The organism is Streptomyces varsoviensis, from assembly GCF_000718635.1.
Lineage (GTDB): Bacteria > Actinomycetota > Actinomycetes > Streptomycetales > Streptomycetaceae > Streptomyces > Streptomyces varsoviensis.
The window spans coordinates 475,504-492,413 of record NZ_JOBF01000001.1 but is presented as its reverse complement, the minus strand read 5'-3'; the positions used below and the strand labels follow the sequence as shown (position 1 = coordinate 492,413).

Sequence of the window (16,910 nt, the reverse complement as noted above, 5' to 3'; positions counted from 1 at the left end):
GTTCCCGCCCCTTCTTCCGCTCCTGAACCCGGTTCTCCCCAGAACCGGCCGATATCGGAGCATCATCACACGGCCCACTGACAGGGGCGGGCGCCGGGACGGGAGACGAGGACGGACAGCGAAGCGTCCGTCCTCGTCCGATCAGCCAGTCAGCCTGTCGGCCAGTGGGTCAGTGGGTCAGTGGGTCAGTGGGTCAGTGGGTCAGCAGAGGACCATTACCGTGGCCCGGACGAACTTGTCGTCGCGGAAGCCGTCCACGATCGGTCCGAACGCCTCGGCGGCGGTCCTGGGAGCGGGCGCCGGGGCGCTGACGTGGACCTCGCGCTCGGTTTCCAGAGTGGCCCTGACCTGTTCGCCGGGACAGTGCACGCCCCGGTTGGCGACAAGGACCTCGGTGATCTGGGTGACGAGCTTCGGTACGTCGGTCTCGGACCAACTGGAGACGGTCCCTTCGGCGTCGTCGAGGTTGAAGCGCTCGAAGACGCGTGCCTCGCAGCGGCTGTCGCCCTGGACCATGAGCATGTAGACGCGGCGGGCGACGAGTTCGTCGGGCAGGCCGACGAGGTTCGTCATCACGGTCTCGGGCGATCCCATGAACTCGTGCGACTGGCAGTCCCACGCCGCTGCCTTGCAGGCCTTGGTCGTGGCCTCGGTCAGATGCTGGGAGGCCCGTGCGGACTCGGTCGTCATTGTGCGTACCCCCTGGTCTTCGGATGGCCGCTCGACGGCGGCCAGGCCAGTCACGGAACGGCGGGGGTCGGGACGGGACCGGGATTCGGCCTTCGGAGGACCGAGAGCCGGCCTTCGGCGAGACGGCCGCCCGCGGCTGGCGGGTGGGTCGTTCTCGGGTCGTTCGTGACGCTACCACCGCGCTCCCCGGCCGTCTTCGGCCCGGGCACCCCGGACTTTCCAGGATGCTTCCCGGCTTCCCGGCTTCCCGGCTTCCCGGCTTCCCGGCTTCCCGGCTTCCCGGCTTCCCGGCTTCCCGGCTTCCCGGCTTCCCGGTAGCGTCCGACCGGCGTCAGGATTCCGCTGCGTGGGGGTGGCCCGTATGGCAGTCATCGCTCGGTACGGATCAGCCCTCTCCCACCCCGGCATCGCGCGCGTGGTGACGGCCGCTTTCGTCTGCCGGATGCTGTCCGGCATGGTCAGCCTGGCGCTGCTGCTCGTCGCCGAGGACGCGAGCGGCAGTTTCGCCAACGCGGGTGCGGTATCCGGCGCTTACGCCGTCGCACTCGCCTTCACCTCCCCGATGTGGGGCCGGATCGCCGACCGGCGTGGTTCGCGTACCGCGCTGGCCTGGGCCGTCTGCCTGCAGACCCTGTTCTTCGGCCTGTTCGCGGCGCTGGTGGCCGCCTCGGTCTGGCCGGGCCTGCTCATTCCGGCCGCGTTCTGCGCCGGGGCGGCGACCCCGCCCGCGGCGGCGGTGTCCAACGCCGTGTACATGGCGGTGGTCCCGGAGGAGGACGACCGCAAGACCCTGTTCGCCCTCTGCGGGCTGCTGACCGAGAGCGTCTTCGTCTGCGGGCCCCTGCTGGTGGCGGCCATCGTGGTCCTGCTCCCCGTGCTGTACGCCGTCGTGGTCACGGCGGCCGTCTCCTTCGTCGGCGTGTGGTGGCTACGGGCCGCGCCGGCCGTACGGCGGGTGGACCGGGAGCGTCCGCCGCTGGCCGGGCCGGGCATGCGGCTCGACTGGAACCGGCGACAGGTGCGCATCCAACTCGTAGTGGCCGCGGCCGCCTTCGCGATCGGCGGGGTGCAGGTGACGGTGACCGCCCACGCGGGCGCCCTCGGCACGAGCGCCGGCCTCTTCGTCGCCGCGCTGGCCTGCGGCGGCGTACTCGGCAGCTTCCTGTACGGCGGCCTCCGCCTGCCCGGCACCGGGCCCGCCCAGCTCACCGTCGCCCTGGCCCTGTACGGAGGGTGCGTCCTGGCCCTCGGGCTGGGCCCCGCCGCCCTCCTCACCGTGGCCCTGCTCGTGGTCATCGGCTTCGTCAACGGCCCGGCCGACGCCATCGAGACCGTACTGGTCGGCGAGTACGCCTCGGCCGCCAGCCGGGCCCAGGCGTTCGCGTTCCTGGTCGCGTCCAACTGGGTGGGGTTCGCGGCCGGCAGCTTCGTCACGGGGGTGGTCGTACAGCACGCCTCCACCGCGGCGGGGGCGTTGACGGCGGGGGCCGCGGCGCTGTGCGCCGCCGCGTCCATGGCGCTGTCCGCCGCGAAGGAAATCCGACGGCCGGTACCACGGCCCGAACCCGGCTCGGCGGAGGCGCCCACCGGGCAGCCCTGACGCCCCCCGGGCGAGAGGAGATGGAGAGAAGATGACCGCCACTGACCCCGCCGGCACGGCGGGCCGCGCACCCGAGTCCGCGACCGATGCCGAGCCCGCGACCGATGCCGAGCCCGCAGCCGACGCCGTGTCAGCGACCGCGGCCGCGACGGCGACTGGGACCGACGCCGAGTTCTACTTCTTCTCGGGTTCCCCGGACGCCCTGGCCCGGCGTCTGTTCGCCCTCCCTCGCGATGTCGTACGGCGGCGACTGTGGGCCCTGCTGTTGCAAGGTCCGCACGGCGCGCACATCCAAACCCAGGAGCGCGAGACACCGGACTCCCCTACGGGCCGGGTGCGTTCGTGGGAGGGCGCGGACCTGGGCCCCCTCCCCGCCCGACTGGTCGCGCTGCTGCCCACCGCCTCGTACCGGGAACTGCGCGCGGCCCTTCTCGATCACGGCTCCTACACCGACCTCGGTACGGTCCCGTGCCCGCCCAGCCCGCGCGGCGCCTTCGGCCACCCGCTCAAAGCGCACGCCGCCGAAACGGTCGTACGGGCGTACGTCCTCGCTCTGTAGCGGCGGCCGTCGGTCCCATCCGTCGACGCGAGCCCTGGACGTGCGATCCGTACGGGCGCACGTACAGATGCGTGGACGTACGACGTACGACGTACGATCCGTACGGGCAGTCGCCGACGGGGCACACGGGGGGCGTAGTGGGGTACTTCGAGGGTTTCGACGTCGCCGGTTTCTGGGAGGACTCGCCGGTGGCGCGCGACGAGTACGCGGAGATGACGCCGCCCGCTCCGGAAGTGATCGCCTCGGTGGAGGAGGAGTTGGGCGGCTACCGGCTGCCCGGCTCGTACGTCGAGCTGATGGGGGTGCGGAACGGCGGCGTGCCGGTCCGGGTGCGCTTCCCGATGTCCGAACCGACCTCCTGGGCCGGCGACCACCTGGTGATCAACGGCATCATGGGCATCGGGCGTACCAGGCCGTGTTCGCTCGGCGGGGAGTTCGGCAGCCGGTTCTGGATCGAGGAATGGGAGTACCCCGACATCGGCGTCTATTTCGCCGACACCCCCTCGGCCGGCCACGACATGCTCGCCCTCGACTACCGCGCGTGCGGCGCGGGCGGGGAGCCGGTCGTCGTCCACGTCGACCAGGAGAACGACTTCGCGATCACCTTCGCGGCGGAGAGCTTCGAGGCGTTCGCCAGGGGTTTGGAGTCCACCGCGTTCGGCCTCTGACCGCCGACCGCCGTCGCCTCACGGGCGAGGCCGGGGCGCGGTCGGCGGTCGGCGGTCAGCGGTCAGCGGTCAGCGGTCAGCGGTCAGCGGTCAACCATCTCCGTCACCCGCGGCCCGTGGCGGAGGCGAAGCCCAGCCAGGTGTGGCGGTTGCCCCACCAGCACCAGCCGACCTTGGGGGCATCGCGGCGTTCGCGGCCGTCGCGCCCCGTGCCGTTGCTGATCCATACCGCGGGAGTACGGGCGTCCAGGGCGCCGTTCGCCTTGCGCAGCCGGGAGCCGATGGTCATAAAGCAGCGGTTCCGCTCAAGGGCCTCCGGCTGCTGGAGCACCCAGTGAAGGCCCTCGGGGAGCAGCAACGGCGTGCGGCCCTCCTCGGCCAGCGCCGGAAGCGCCTCCTCCGGGCTCCAATTGGCCATCCTGTCGCCGCGGTCGACGCCGGTGACGAGATAGAGAGGGGCGTCGGGCAGCTCGATGCCGCACGGTACGAACTGGTCGACATCGGCCATGTCGGTGACGACGAAACCCGGCTTCCCGGCTCGGCGCAGCAACGGCGCGAGCGCCGAGGCGGGGGCCCGGTCGGGATGAACAGCGAGCAGGGCCCGCCCGTCTCCGTCCGTGCTCCCCTCCCTCTCCCTCGCGGCGAAGGCCCGCATCTCGTCGGCGGTCACGCCCGCCGTCTCGTGCACCGCCAGCCCGATCAGACGCTCCGCCTGCGCGGCGAGCGGCGGAAGCGGCGGAAGCGGCGGTAGAAGCGGCGGCGACGGCTGTGGCGGCGCGACAGTGGTGGACGGCGTATCGCGATCACGCGAGGTGTCAGGCAAGGTGCTCTCCCCCGGTTCATTGCTCACGGCAGCAGACCTGACGTCAAACGAGGCGGCCTCCCCAAGTGTTCCCGGCATCGGCCACCGCGGGGCCGGCGTGAGCGGGCCGGGCCAACGGCTACGGCGATGGAGTGCGGGCGAGCAGGCCCGTGCCGTGGACGGGCGTCTCCGCGCCGAGTTCATGCGGACTGACCCCGAGCGCCGCGGCGAGCTTCGGGGCCATAGCGGCGACTTCCCACTCCCATTCGTCCTCGGCCCCGTCGTCCCCCGCCCCCGCCTCCCCGAGGGGCGGCAGCCCCAACCGCTCACGCCGGGCCAGCTCGTAGGGCAGGGGCTCGCCGAAGGTGAGGAGTTCGTCCTCGTCCTCGCCGATGTCGCAGTAGCTCCGCAGCACCGCCCCCCGTTCCGTGACGAGCCAGGCGGAACCGTCGCCCTGATCGCCGTAGTAGAAGGCGTGCGCATGCCCGTACCGGCTGCTGAGCCGGGTGCACAGCCGGCGGACTTCGTCGCTGCGATCCGGGTCGGTCGGGTCGCACCAGCGGCCGATGACCAGGGTCCAGCCGTCGAGTGCCGGGCTGACATAGACCCGGCCGACGCCTTCCGGCTCCCGGTCGTGGGCGTCGGAGTCGATGAGTTCCGCCGCCGCGGCGAACGTGATCGGGCTGGGGTCGGCCAGCCCCATGGTCTCCATCACACCGGCCTGGTCACCAGTGGATACGGCGATCCAGTGGAGCCAGCAGGCGGTCAGCGGTATGGGCGAGTCGACGTCAGGTTGTGTGTGCACGGCGCCACCATGTCAGCTCGCCCTCCGCGTGGTTGGGCCGGGGTGCGGGGCCGCGTTCGCAGCCGGAAGGGGGCCGGAAGGGGGCCGGAAGGGGAATGGCCTCGGCGTGGGCGGGTACGCGCGATCATGAACCACTCGCACGGCCGGAGAGAAGGAGATCGGCATGCTCATGGCCCACCCCGCGGTGCTGGCGAACCTCCTCGACGAATACGAGACCCTCACCGCCCTGGGCGGCGAACGCGGTAGTCACGAGATCCGGCAGCGCATGGATGATGTCGCCTACACGCTCTGCGTTTCCACCGGCACCCGTGACGTCGACACCGCGCTCATCGCCGCGCGCTTCCAACTGCCCGGGGCGCGGCCCGAAGACGATTCCGTGCTCCAGCCCTCCGGGGCCGGCGGTCGCCGGTGAGGGCATACGACGGCGAGGCTCCGTAACACGGCGGCGTGTTACGGAGCCTTCCTCGGCCGGGGCTTCCGCCGGCCGAGCGGCGGCGGCCGTCAGGCGAGTAGGAACAACTTCACTTCCTGGCCTTCCAGTGGGGTTCCCGGCGCCGCCTGGCCCGACATCGACCTCCCGAAGCGGCCTGGCCGCTACCGGCCGACCGCGCTGCCCGGTGTCACGCACCGGGCAGCCGGAAGGTGGTAGCGCCGGTCAGTCGATCTCGCTCAGTCGCCGGGGCGTGTGCTCGGGGACCGCCGCGTCCCGACTCGGCGCTGTCGCTGCCGTACGGCGCTCCGCTCGGCGTCCCAGCACGCGCTCGACGACCACGGCCGAGAGGCAGAGCGGGGCCGCGAGCACGGAGAAGACGGGGAAGATCGCGGTGTCGCGCCAGACGGTCGCGCCGATGCCGACGAGGAGGGTGGGCGTGATGAGCGCGCCGTACGCGAGCAGGTAGAACATGGACATGACGGCGCCGCGCCGCTCGGCAGGGATGTGCGCGGTCAGATGGCGCAGGGAGCCGCCGAAGGCGAGCCCGTAGGCGCCGCCTTGGAGGGCGACGGTGACGATGATGACGACCGGGTCGCCGGTAGCGAAGCCGCCCACGCCGGCCAGCATGAGCACGGCGAGCGCCGTGTCGCCGACGAGGGCGACCGTACGGGCCGGGTAGCGGGCGCTGACGATCTGTGTGCAGGCGGCGGCGAGGGTCACGGCCGCGATGATGACGCCGCCGAAGAACGGCCCGGTGACGTGCGCGGCGTGGGCGGCGATCGAGGGTTCCAGCGAGAAGCAGACTCCGAGCACGGCCCAGGCGGCGCCGGCGCCGATCACCGCGAAGACGAAGCGGCCGCGGATCTCCTTGGGCACGTGGGGGCGGGGGATGCCGAGGGGCGCGGCGCCGGCGGAGGGGTGCGGCTCACGCATCGTCAGGAGGAGCACGAGCAGGACGAGGGCGATGAGCGCGTCGGCGAGGTACGGCAGGAGCAGGGGGTGGAAGCCGGTCTGGGCGAGGCCGGCGGTGCCGAGCGCGGCGCCGGCGATGCCGACGTTGAACGCGATGGCGGTGAGCGTTCCGCTGCGGGCCGCCCGTTCGGGGCTGACGTCGAGGAGGGCGGCCCCGCCGACGAGGACGATCGCGCCGATGCCCAGGCCGTTGAGCATCCGCGCCACGACGAGGTAGCCGGGCCCCGCGGCGAACACGAAGACGGCGAGCCCGGCGAGCAGCAGCAGGACGGCGGCGATGAGTACGGGCCGGCGGCCGTACCGGTCGGAGAGGGCGCCGGAGACGAGGATCGCGACGACCGCCACGGCGCCGTACGCGGCGAAGATGACGGTGGTGAGGAAGGGCGGATAGTCCCACTTCGCGGCGTAGAGGGAGTAGAGCGGCGAGGGGATGGCGGAGGTCGCCTGCCCGAGCATGAGGAGGACGAGCAGGGTCGCGTATCTCCATGACTGGGGGCGACTGCCCGCGGAGGCTGCCTTCACGAGGACTCCTGGCAAGTATGATGGAAGTCGTACTTCGTGGATGCTAGGGAGAAGTACGACGTCCGTCAAACTTGGAGTGGTCCGATGCCGTCCTGGGAGATCCCGTCCGACCAGTTGCCGCCCGTCGCCGCCGTCCAGAAACTGCTGCGCGCGCTCGCGGACCCCGCACGCCTGGAAATGGTCCGCCGCCTGGCGTCACTCCCCGAGGACAAGGCCGAGGCCCCGTGCTCGGACCTCTACGAGGGGCTGTCCAAATCCACCGCGACCCACCACTTCAAGATCCTGGTCGAGGCGGGCGTCCTCCACCCGGTCATGGTCGGCCCCTCCCGCGGCCACCGCCTCCGCCGCCCCGCCCTCCAGGAAGCGGCCCCGGGCCTGCTGGACGCGCTGATGGCGGCTCTGGCGCGGGAGCGCTGAGGAGTTTGCCGGGCGGCGGGGCGCGTGGCGGCGCGGGGGCCGTGAGGCTCGTGTGACGGTGGGGACCACAAGGCCCGCGCGCAAGCCGTCAGCACGCCCGAGCCGGCGGTCGCGCTCGCGGGGAGCGGGGGTCTCGGGTTCCTGCACCACAACCGGCCCGTCGAGGAACAGGTGGCGGCGGCGGTCCGGCAGGTGAAGGCCGACCAGGCGGGCCAGGCGGGACCGGAGCCTGAAGGAGCGCTACCCGCAGACCCCGGTCGGCGGCAACGTCGTCGACGGCGAGGCGTTCGCCTTCCTCGCCGCGGCGGGGCGGACTTCGTCAAGGTCGGGGTGGGCGGCGGCTCCGCCACGGCCCGGCTGACCCTCGTCTCGGACCAGAGCTTCCAGGAAAGCCACGCCAACGTCACCCTGCGGGAGGCCCCGGCGACGCTCTCCTGACTCCGCCGCGTACGAGCAGTACCCGCCCTCTCTCCTCGAAGGGCCCGGAGGGGGGCGGGTGCCTGCTCAGCCCTTGGCCTGGGTCTGGGACTGGGGCTGGGCCTGCTGCCGGCGCACGATTTCGGTGATCCAGGTGGGGGCGTACGGAGAGGTGCAGCCCGGAGGCGTCGGGTAGTCCTTGAGGACCTGAAGGCGCTCGCCGATGGCGAGGGCGCGGGGGCGGTGCTCGGCGTGCTGGATGCCGATATGGGCGAGGCAGCAGTTCATCGACCACTGGAGGCGGTCGGGGGCGTCCTTCATCTCCGCCTCGATGACGTCGAGCAGTCCGTCGAGGTCCAGCCCCGCGGGCTTCTTCAGCACGCGGTCGGCGGTCAGCGCCCAGCCGGCGCTCGCGACCACCGGGTCGGGGTCGTCGGTCCAGGCCAGGCGCAGCGCTTCGGCGTGCGGGCTCTTCTTCACCACGTTGCCGAGGAGCCAGTCGTGCACCTTGGGAGTGCGCGCCTCCCGCAGCATGGCGTCCAGTTCGTCGCGCCCGTACTCCCTGGGGCGGCAGACCAGGGTCGCCAGCAGCCGCGCGGCGCTGTCACCCGTCGCCCAGAGGCCGCGCGCGAGCACGTGCTGTGTTTTCAGCCGCTTCGCGACCGCCCGCAGCCTGGTGAGGTTCACGCCGTGATCGTCGCCGTGTCTCTCATTGATCCTGCGCGCCTTCGGGTCCTCAAGCTCAGCCAGCTCGGCCATGACCTCGGCCACGGCCATCTCGGACATCTCAGACCTCTCGGGCATCTCGACCTCCTCTCCGCTCGTGTCTTCAGCCTACGAGCCTACGAGCACGCACTGACTTCGCCGGGACGGGTGAGCGGGGGCGGCTGAGCGTCGAGGAGGCGTCGGTAGGGGCCGGCGCGGCGGGCGAGTTCGGTGTGGGTGCCCTGCTCCGCGATCTTGCCGTCGGCGAGGACCAGGATCAGGTCGGCGTGGCGGACGGTGGACAGACGGTGGGCGATGATCAGGCAGGTGCGGCTGCGCAGGAAGGGGCGTAAGGCTTCTTGAAGGGCGTGTTCGGTGGCGTTGTCCAGGTGCGAGGTGGCTTCGTCCAGCACGACGACCTCCGGCTCGCGGAGCAGCATGCGGGCGATGGCGAGCCGCTGGCGCTCGCCGCCGGAGAGTTGGACGCCGCGGTCGCCGATGACGGTGTCCAGCCCTTCGGGCAGTCGCCGGATCGTGGCCAGGACCTGGGCCGTCGCGCAGGCGGCCAGGAGCCGGGCGTCGTCTGCGTCGGGCCGGGCGAGGCGGAGGTTGTCCCGGATGGAGCCGTGGAAGAGGTAAGGGTCCTGGGTGACCATGCCGATGTGGCGCTGGAGGCCGTCGAGGGCGAGTTCCCGGACGTCCGTCTCCCCGATCTCCACGCGTCCGGCGGTGGGTTCCCACGAGCGGTTGAGCAGCCGGGCCAGGGTGGACTTGCCGGATCCCGAGCTGCCGACGACGCCCACTGACATGCCGGGTTCGGCGGTGAAGGTGATGTGCTCCAGCACCGGGCGCGGGCGGTCGTAGTCGCCCTCGGGCCCCGAGGGCCCCGGCGGCCCCGAGGACCGCGAGGCCCCCGGCGGCCCCAGGGTCTTCGGCGGCATCGCGAGCGACGCGGGGACGCCGGCCGCCCGTGCGGGATAGGCGAAGGACACATCGGTGCACGGTGGTCCCCGCGACGGCCCGGGCGCCGGGCCGGTCGGTGATCGACGGGGCGAAGCGCATGATCTCGCGTACCCGGTCGAAGCTGACCATTCCCCGGACCAGGTCCAGGCGGCAGACGGGGAGCGCGGTGATGGGCCCGTACAGGATGGTCAGCAGGCTCGCCATGGCGACCATGGTGCCCACGGTCATGCCGCCGCCGATGACCATCGTGCCCGCCCAGACGTAGACGACGGCCGTCGCGGAGGTGGTCACGGCGGTCAGCGCGGCCCCGACGCGGGCGTCGAGGAGCGTTCCGCGCACCATCGTGTCGCGCGATCGCAGCGCGGCGCGCCGGAACCGGGCCGCCTCGCGCGGCCCCGCGCCGAAGAGCCTGACCGTCTCGGCGCCGCCCGCGCTCAGCCGCTCGGCGGCCAGCGAGTCGAGGTCGGCGGTGGCGTCGAGCTGGTCGTGGGCGATGCGGCGGAGAACCGCTCCGGAGCGTGCGGTCAGGGCATACACCAGCGGCGCCAGGGCCGCGGCGGCCAGGGCGATCCGCCAGTCCAGGACGAGCAGCGCGACACCTGCCGAGGCGAGCATGACCAGCGACGAAACGGCCGTCCGCAGGGTGCGGGCGATCAGGTCGTGGACGCCCTGCACATCGCCGTGCAGCCGGGAGACGACCGCCCCGGAGCGCGCCCCGTTGAAGAATGCCGCGGACTGGCGCTGGAGGTGTGCGAAGAGATCGCAGCGGAGCCGGGCGGTCACGTCCTCGGCGAGCCGTGTGACCAGCCAGCGCTCCCCCAGGGCGGCGCAGGCGGCGAGCAGCCCGGCGGCCAGCAGCGCCGCGCCCAGGGCGCGGACGCGCGTGAGGTCTCCTGCCAGGACGCCCTTGTCGGTGAGCTCCTTGGCGAGGAAGGCCGGCAGTACGGCCGTCCCCGCGTTCACCATGATGAGCAGACCGGCCAGGGCCGTGCGGATACGGAACGGGGCGAGAAAGCCCCGGAAGGACGCGTACGCGTCGTCGATCATGGTTCGTTCCCCCTGAGTGAGCGCGGCCGGCAGCGTGCGGCGGCGCGGAAAGGGCGTGAGGCACGCGGGTATCCGTCGGTCTCACGCCCTCCGGTCAGCGGTTCAGCGGATGGCGACCGTGGGCTCAGCCACAGGCGAAGAACGACTGCTGGCTCGGCCGGTGGTCACCGCAGGACCACCAGCTGTAGTCGCTGGCCATTCGCTCTTCGGACTCCTCGGGCGGCTTCAGACCCTGGAGGTCGTGAATGCTCATGTCATCTCTCCTTATGCAGGTTTCTCTCGTTGGTTGGGTTTCCTCCGGACCAGACAGTCCGGAGGGCTCATGGGGCGGGTGTCGTCACCGCAGGAAGGGCAGGCTCACCGGTCGGCCGTCATGGCGTACGCCGTGCGCCGCCGCCAGAGCCAGCAGGACGCCGGCGCCGCCGGAGGCCAGGTCCATGGAGAGCCGCAGCAGTTGGTCGCCGGGGAAGGCCGTGTGGCCGCGCCACTGGAGTACGTGCCAGTTCAGGCCGCGCACCTGGTCCGCGACCGCGTTCGCGGGTGCGTCGGGACCGGCGGCCGCGTTGAAGAGGACCATGCCCGCGCGGCCGTTGAACAGCCCCGAGAAGACGTAGTAGCCGGAACGGGAGGCGGGCCCGATCGCCCGCAGGCTCTCCGCCAGGAACGGCTCGTGGCGGTGCGCCAGATAGTGCCGCAGCGCGAAACCGATGCCGACGCTGCCCGAATTGAGGTACGGAAGGGTGCGGCGGCCGTCGTCGACGTGCAGGACCCCCCGCGCGTCGTGGACGCAGCGCGCCAGGTCGTGCCGCAGGGCGGCGGCCGCGGCATCGAGCCAGGCGGCGTCCCCGCCCGCCTCGTACATGTGGGACATCAGCAGCGCTGAGCCGGACGCTCCCCGCATCAGGCCGACCCTGGCGGGCCGCTCGGGCCACTCCTCGATGCGTCGGCGCAGTAGGGCGGCGGTCTGTTCGGCGCGGCGGAAGAAGGGGCCCTCGTCCTGCCACCGGGCGAAGGCGAGCCAGTTCAGACCGATGCCGGCCAGTCCGCCGTACAGGCTGTGGTCGAGATGGCCGAGGTCGGCGCCCGCGGCACGGTCCAGCAGGGTGAGCGCGGCGTCGTGGTCGCCGAGTTCCCACAGGGCGTGGGCGATGCCGTGGGCTCCGTCGTAGAAACCCGGCGGCAGGGGCGCGGGGGTGTGCCGTACGCGGTGGGCCAGCCACTCGGTCCCCTCGGCGTACTCCTGCGCACCGCTCGCCCGCAGGGCCCAGAGCACCCCGGCGGCACCATGCGCGAGATTCACTCCCCCCACGCCGGTGAACTGCTCGATGTCTCCCGGGAAGAGGCGGTCGGCGCGGGCGGGCGTGGCGCTCGCGGCGATCGCGCCGGCCAGCGAGGCGCGCAGACGCGGCCAGCTCGCCGGGTCCAGCTCGATCCGGCCGCACTCCCGTTCGGGGGCGGCACACGCCGCGCCCGACGCGCCGCGGGTCGGCTTCGTGGCCGGCCCTGGCGACGGTGCCGGCGCGGGTATCGGCCTTGGCGTGAGTATCGGCCTCCGCCTCGACGCCTGCGCCGGCTCCTGCTTCTGCCTCCGCGTCGGCGCGAGGACCGCCACCGCGGCCTCGAAGTACGCGCGCGGCACGCCGAACGCCTCGGCGACCAGGTCCGCCAACTGCGCCGCCTTGGCCGGTCGCAGCCGTACGAGAGTGGTCAGCGGCACGTACAGGGCCAGCCGCAGTGCGGCCAGGGCGTAGCGGTCCGGGTCGAAGCCGTGTCGGTCGGGCGGCGCGCCGAAGCCGGGGTGCTCCAAGGTGGGGCGGCGGGGGCTGTCGACCGGCCGGGCGACCTCGAAGTCGAGGAGTACGGCCCGCGGTTCGCCCTCCGCCCCCTCCCCTTGCCCCTCCTGGATCAGGATGTTGAACGGATGCAGGTCGCCGTGGACGATGCCGCGCGCGTGGACGCTGTCGAGGGCCGAGGCGACGGCACACGTGACGCGCTCCGCCCACCGCCCGTACGCGGCCAGTTCCTCGCGGGTGCGTCCGGCGTCGCCGAGCGGGTTGCGCTGGGCGTAGCAGTTGTTGAGTGTGGTCCCCTCGATGAACTCCTCGACCAGGAACTCGTTCTCGCCGAGCCTGCGGTAGTCCACCACGGCGGGCACGCACGGCAGTCCGCTCAGTGTGCGCAAGATGTCGCGCTCCGCCCGGAGCCTGGTCACGGCATCCTGGTGAGCGGCGTCCAGCCCCGCGTGCGGCCGGGCCTCCTTGACGATCAGCCGCCGTCCGGTGGCCGGATCCTTCGCCTCGTAAACACCGCCGCCATTGGAGAAGTGCAGGGCGCGCACGATCTCGTACGGGAAGTCGTCGACGGTCGTCTCGTCGCGCCGGGCCAGTTCGGGGCGGAGGAAGGCGGGGAGCCGCATCCAGTCGGGCGTCCGGAACACCGGTCCCCGCGGGTCGGCCTCCAACTGCCCCCGCGGATTCTCGATGCCCGAGCGAACGGCACCCGACGCGTCGACGAAGGGGCGGTGCAGGAACGCCCCGTAGCGCACATAGAGCGGCCCGTCCCGCCAGCGCAGGTCGCTCAGGATGTACGGGCCCGGCCGGCCGTCGAGCAGCGCGCCCAGCTCCTCCAGCGTCCGCAGCAGCTCGGTCTCGTCCGCCGGGTAGAGGGTGGCGAGCTTCCCGCTTCCCTCGCGCGGAGCGTACTTGGAGTTCTTCATCACCCACTCATGGGGGCCCGTCACGATCTTGAAGGGCAGCCGGCGGGCGACGCAGTACTCCCTGATGACGCCCGCCACTTCGGCCGCGTCCGCCACGACCGCCGACACATGGACCTTCCAGCCCTGGGCCGGAATCCGCACGTCGGGCGGCGCGTAGGAGCGCCAGCCAGCCAGCTCGATCCGCTGCCAGCCGGGCGGTGGTTCGCGCCGGTTGGCTTCGAACTCGTCCGCGCCGCCGGCCGGGCCCGGCGCCTCGTAGAACTCCGGATCGGTGAGACAGAACTCCTGATACCTCTGGTCCATCGTTGTTTCCCCCGTGTATCGTCCCGGTCCCGCTCCGCGGGCCCCCAGCCCCCGGCCCGTGGCCTGTGGTGCTGCTTCCGGTTGTCCCGTCGGTGCGCGGTCCCCTCCGCGCGGTGCCCTGGCCACCCCCGTGGACCAGGGGGCCGCGGCGGGCAGTGACCGCCATGGGCCACTCTGCTCGGGCGGCTTGGGACGAACCTTGACGGAACCTTGAATCGACTGGTCGGTGGCGTTCGGCGACGAGTGCGCGGCGCTTTTCGGCCCACTTCCGCGGATCGCCCGGCGAGCCGCCTCGCGTGGCCGAAGACTGGTGGGAGCACGGCTGGTGACGGCGGTCGGGGGGACCAGGTGACCGTACGGTTCGCGCTGCTGGGCGATATAGAGCTGCGGCTTGGGGAAAGGGCGGCCGACCTCGGCCATGCCCGCCAGCGGTGTGTGCTCGCGGCGCTGCTGGTCGACGCGAACCGCGTCGTGCCGGTCGACCGGCTCGGGGAGCGGGTCTGGGGCGAGACCCCGCCCAGCCGCTTCCGCGCGAATCTCTACAGCTACGTGTCCCGGCTGCGCGGCATCCTCCACGCGGCGTCGTACGAGGCCGGGGTGGAAGGGAGCGTGGCGGAAGGGGTCGGGGCTGAGTGGCCTGCGGCGGTCCCGGGTGGGGGCGCTGCCGGGAGGGCCGGGGCGGGCGTGCGGATCGATCGGGAGCCGGGCGGGTACCGGCTGTCCGTCGACGCCGCCGCCGTCGATCTGCATGTGTTCCGCGGTCTCGTCGCCCGGGCCCGCGCGGAAGCGGACGACGCCGCGGCCCACGAGCTGTTCGGCCGGGCCCTGGAACTGTGGCGGGGCGAGCCGTTCGCGATAGCGGACACTCCGTGGTTCAACTCATTGCGGGAGGTTCTGGTCCGCGAGCGGTTCACCGCGCGGCTGGACGCCAACGACGTGGCGCTGCGCCGGGGCGGTCACGCCCGGCTGCTCGCCGACCTGTACGTCATGGCGGACGAGTATCCGCTCGACGAGCGCCTGGCGGGCCAGTTGATGCTCGCCCTCCACCGGTGCGGCCGGACCGCCGACGCGCTCGGCCGCTACGAGCACATCCGGGCGCGCCTCGCCGACGAGCTCGGCATCGACCCCGGGCCGCCGCTGCGCCGGCTGCGGCAGCGCGTCCTCACCGCGCACCCGGGCCTCGACCCCGTGCCGGCCGCCACCGGGCCGCCCGCCGCGCCCGTACCGCGGCAGCTCCCCGCCCCGCCGGCCGCGTTCACCGGCCGCGTCCCCGAGCTGGCACGGCTCGACCGCGCCCTCGCCGACGGCGCGGCCGGCGGCACCGTCGTGATCTCCGCGATCGGCGGTCTCGGCGGCATCGGCAAGACCTGGCTGGCCCTGCGCTGGGCGCACCGCAACGCCGAGCGGTTCCCCGACGGGCAGTTGTACGTCGACCTGCGCGGCTTCGCCCCCTCGTCGCCGCCCATGGCACCGGTGGCGGCGGTGCGCCAGCTCCTGGAAGCGCTCGGCGTCGACCGCGACTCCATCCCCATCGACCTGGAAGCGGCGTGCGGGCTCTACCGCAGCGTCCTGGCCGGCAAGTCCGTGCTGGTGGTGCTGGACGACGCGCGCGACGCCGAGCACGTACGGCCCCTGCTGCCGGGCAGCGCCTCCTGCACCGTGCTGGTCACCAGCCGCGACCGGCTCACCTCCCTGGTCGCCACCCATGGCGCCGGGCTGCTCCACCTGGACGTGATCAGCGACGCCGACGCCCGCGCCCTGCTCGTACGCCACCTCGGCGAACAGCGGGTAGCCGCCGAACCGGAAGCCGTCGCGGCCCTCATCGGGTACTGCGGCGGGCTGCCGCTGGCCCTGGGCATCGCGGCCGCACGGGCCGTCTCGCACCCGGACTTCCCGCTCGGCGTGCTCGCCGACGAACTCCGCGCGGCCGCCCACCGCCTCGACGCGCTGGACGTCGAGGGCCGGGCGGCGGACCTCCGCGCCGTCTTCGCCGCCTCCCAACAGGCCCTGTCCGCCCCGGCCAGGCGCTTGTTCGCCCTGCTGGGCATCGCGCCGGGGCCGGACATCGGCGCGGACGCCGCGGCGAGCCTCGCCGGGCTCGCCCCCGCGCCCGCCTGGAAGCTGCTGGCCGAACTGGAGGCGGCGCACCTGGTCGAGCAGTGGCGCCCGGGCCGCTACCGGATGCACGACCTCGTCCGGCTCTACGCGGCCGAATCGGGCGGCGCGGCGGCGGAGCGGCCGGCGGCGCTCGGCCGTGTCACGGACTTCTACCTGCACACCGCCTACGCCGCGAACCGGCTGCTCGACGGGCCCGACACCCCCTTCCGCCCCGCCCTCGCACCGCCCGTCGACGGCTGCCTGCCCCGCGAGCCGGCCGACGCCGCCGCCGCGCTGGAGTGGTTCGCCGCCGAACACCCCTGCCTCCTCGCCGCCCAGGCCACCGCCTTCGAGGAGCGCCGATACCCGGTGGTGTGGCAGTTGGCCTGGACGCTGATCTCCTTCCACCTCAGCGGCCACCACTTGGAGGAGTACGAGGGCGTATGGCGCAGGGCCCTGTCCGCCGCCGAGGACCACAGCGGCGAGCCCGGCCCCAGGGCCCTGGCGCACTGGCGCTCCGGCCACGCCCGCGCCCTGCGCGGCGCGTACACACCGGCCCTCGAACACCTGGAACTGGCGCTCGCCCTCGTCCGCCGCGACGCGGACACCGCCGGCCAGGCGCACGTCCACCGCACCATGGCCTGGGTGTGGGAGCAGAAGGACGACTGCCCGCGCGCCCTGGAGCACGCGACGCGCGCCCTCGACCTGTACGCCCGCGTCGGCAACGCCACGTGGGAGGCCAACCAGCTCAACGCGGTGGGCTGGCTGTGCGCGCGGCTGGGCCGGTACGAGGAGGCGCAGGCCCACTGCGAACAGGCCCTGGCGCTGTTCCGCCGGGGCGACCGGCCGGACGCCGCGGCCTCGACGCTCGACAGCCTGGGCTACATAGCCCACCGCACGGGGCGCTGGGCGAGCGCCGTGGACTACTTCGAGCAGGCGCTCACGCTCTTCGCCTCGATCGGCGGCGCGTACGACCAGGCCGACACCCTCGCCAACCTCGCCGACACCCTCGACGCCATGGGCCGCCCCGACCGGGCCCGCGCCACCCGGCTCCAGGCGCTCGACCTCTACCGCACCCAGAACCGGGCGACGGGCGTCGAACGGATGCGGCGCCTCACGGAGCGGGCGGGCGACGACGGGACGGGGGAGGAAGGGGCGGCGGGCGACGGGACGGGGGGCTGCTGACGTTCGGCT

Annotated in this window: 14 protein-coding genes and 1 pseudogene; 6 read left to right on the top strand and 9 right to left on the bottom strand. The window is 73.1% G+C overall.

What is annotated here, in order from left to right; genetic code table 11:
* Positions 1 to 201: 201 nt before the first annotated feature.
* Complete coding sequence (locus tag IF55_RS02090) at positions 202 to 690, bottom strand: hypothetical protein (RefSeq protein WP_030881858.1); 489 nt, start codon at positions 688 to 690, stop codon at positions 202 to 204.
* Between the two features lie 361 nt (positions 691 to 1,051).
* On the opposite strand from IF55_RS02090, the gene IF55_RS02085 reads away from it, so the two are divergent.
* From IF55_RS02085 to IF55_RS02075, 3 genes are all read left to right on the top strand, one after another.
* Positions 1,052 to 2,290 carry an MFS transporter gene (locus IF55_RS02085; RefSeq protein WP_030881854.1) on the top strand — a complete coding sequence of 413 codons (1,239 nt, stop codon included), beginning with the start codon at positions 1,052 to 1,054 and terminating at the stop codon, positions 2,288 to 2,290.
* A 31-nt stretch (positions 2,291 to 2,321) separates the two neighbouring features.
* Entirely contained in the window at positions 2,322 to 2,849 is a 528-nt protein-coding gene (locus tag IF55_RS02080; protein WP_030881851.1) for a hypothetical protein, read from the top strand.
* A gap of 71 nt (positions 2,850 to 2,920) precedes the next feature.
* Positions 2,921 to 3,517 carry an SMI1/KNR4 family protein gene (locus IF55_RS02075; RefSeq protein ID WP_211269924.1) on the top strand — a complete coding sequence of 199 codons (597 nt, stop codon included), beginning with the start codon at positions 2,921 to 2,923 and terminating at the stop codon, positions 3,515 to 3,517.
* A gap of 103 nt (positions 3,518 to 3,620) precedes the next feature.
* On the opposite strand, the gene IF55_RS02070 is transcribed toward IF55_RS02075, so the two are convergent.
* A complete protein-coding gene (locus IF55_RS02070; RefSeq protein ID WP_048831451.1) occupies positions 3,621 to 4,220 on the bottom strand; it encodes a DUF5701 family protein in 600 nt (199 codons plus the stop codon).
* 238 nt (positions 4,221 to 4,458) lie between these two features.
* Positions 4,459 to 5,124 carry a hypothetical protein gene (locus tag IF55_RS02065; RefSeq protein WP_245661018.1) on the bottom strand — a complete coding sequence of 222 codons (666 nt, stop codon included), beginning with the start codon at positions 5,122 to 5,124 and terminating at the stop codon, positions 4,459 to 4,461.
* A 163-nt stretch (positions 5,125 to 5,287) separates the two neighbouring features.
* Between IF55_RS02065 and IF55_RS02060 the strand changes: the two genes are divergently transcribed.
* Entirely contained in the window at positions 5,288 to 5,536 is a 249-nt protein-coding gene (locus tag IF55_RS02060) for a DUF5133 domain-containing protein (protein ID WP_030881841.1), read from the top strand.
* 243 nt (positions 5,537 to 5,779) lie between these two features.
* Here IF55_RS02060 and IF55_RS02055 read toward each other — a convergent pair whose 3' ends face one another.
* Positions 5,780 to 7,051 carry an MFS transporter gene (locus IF55_RS02055; protein ID WP_030881838.1) on the bottom strand — a complete coding sequence of 424 codons (1,272 nt, stop codon included), beginning with the start codon at positions 7,049 to 7,051 and terminating at the stop codon, positions 5,780 to 5,782.
* Between the two features lie 84 nt (positions 7,052 to 7,135).
* Here IF55_RS02055 and IF55_RS02050 point away from each other — a divergent pair, with 84 nt between their 5' ends.
* Entirely contained in the window at positions 7,136 to 7,468 is a 333-nt protein-coding gene (locus IF55_RS02050; RefSeq protein ID WP_030881835.1) for an ArsR/SmtB family transcription factor, read from the top strand.
* A 504-nt stretch (positions 7,469 to 7,972) separates the two neighbouring features.
* On the opposite strand, the gene IF55_RS02045 is transcribed toward IF55_RS02050, so the two are convergent.
* From IF55_RS02045 to lanKC, 5 genes and pseudogenes are all read right to left on the bottom strand, one after another.
* Entirely contained in the window at positions 7,973 to 8,671 is a 699-nt protein-coding gene (locus IF55_RS02045) for a DNA alkylation repair protein (RefSeq protein WP_037964363.1), read from the bottom strand.
* Positions 8,672 to 8,727: 56 nt separating this feature from the next.
* Positions 8,728 to 9,582 carry an ABC transporter ATP-binding protein gene (locus tag IF55_RS02040; RefSeq protein WP_051776155.1) on the bottom strand — a complete coding sequence of 285 codons (855 nt, stop codon included), beginning with the start codon at positions 9,580 to 9,582 and terminating at the stop codon, positions 8,728 to 8,730.
* Positions 9,583 to 9,784: 202 nt separating this feature from the next.
* Positions 9,785 to 10,519, bottom strand: a pseudogene (locus tag IF55_RS41400) (ABC transporter transmembrane domain-containing protein); the annotation flags it as partial.
* 205 nt (positions 10,520 to 10,724) lie between these two features.
* On the bottom strand, positions 10,725 to 10,853 hold the full coding sequence (locus tag IF55_RS38115; RefSeq protein ID WP_106980286.1) for a SapB/AmfS family lanthipeptide: 129 nt from the start codon (positions 10,851 to 10,853) through the stop codon (positions 10,725 to 10,727).
* Positions 10,854 to 10,937: 84 nt separating this feature from the next.
* Positions 10,938 to 13,619, bottom strand: a complete 2,682-nt coding sequence (gene lanKC, locus IF55_RS02025) for a class III lanthionine synthetase LanKC (RefSeq protein ID WP_030881829.1) — start codon at positions 13,617 to 13,619, stop codon at positions 10,938 to 10,940.
* A 348-nt stretch (positions 13,620 to 13,967) separates the two neighbouring features.
* Between lanKC and IF55_RS02020 the strand changes: the two genes are divergently transcribed.
* The gene (locus IF55_RS02020) at positions 13,968 to 16,901 is read left to right on the top strand and encodes an AfsR/SARP family transcriptional regulator (protein WP_078643404.1); all 2,934 of its coding nucleotides are present in this window, start codon (positions 13,968 to 13,970) and stop codon (positions 16,899 to 16,901) included.
* Positions 16,902 to 16,910: the final 9 nt, after the last annotated feature.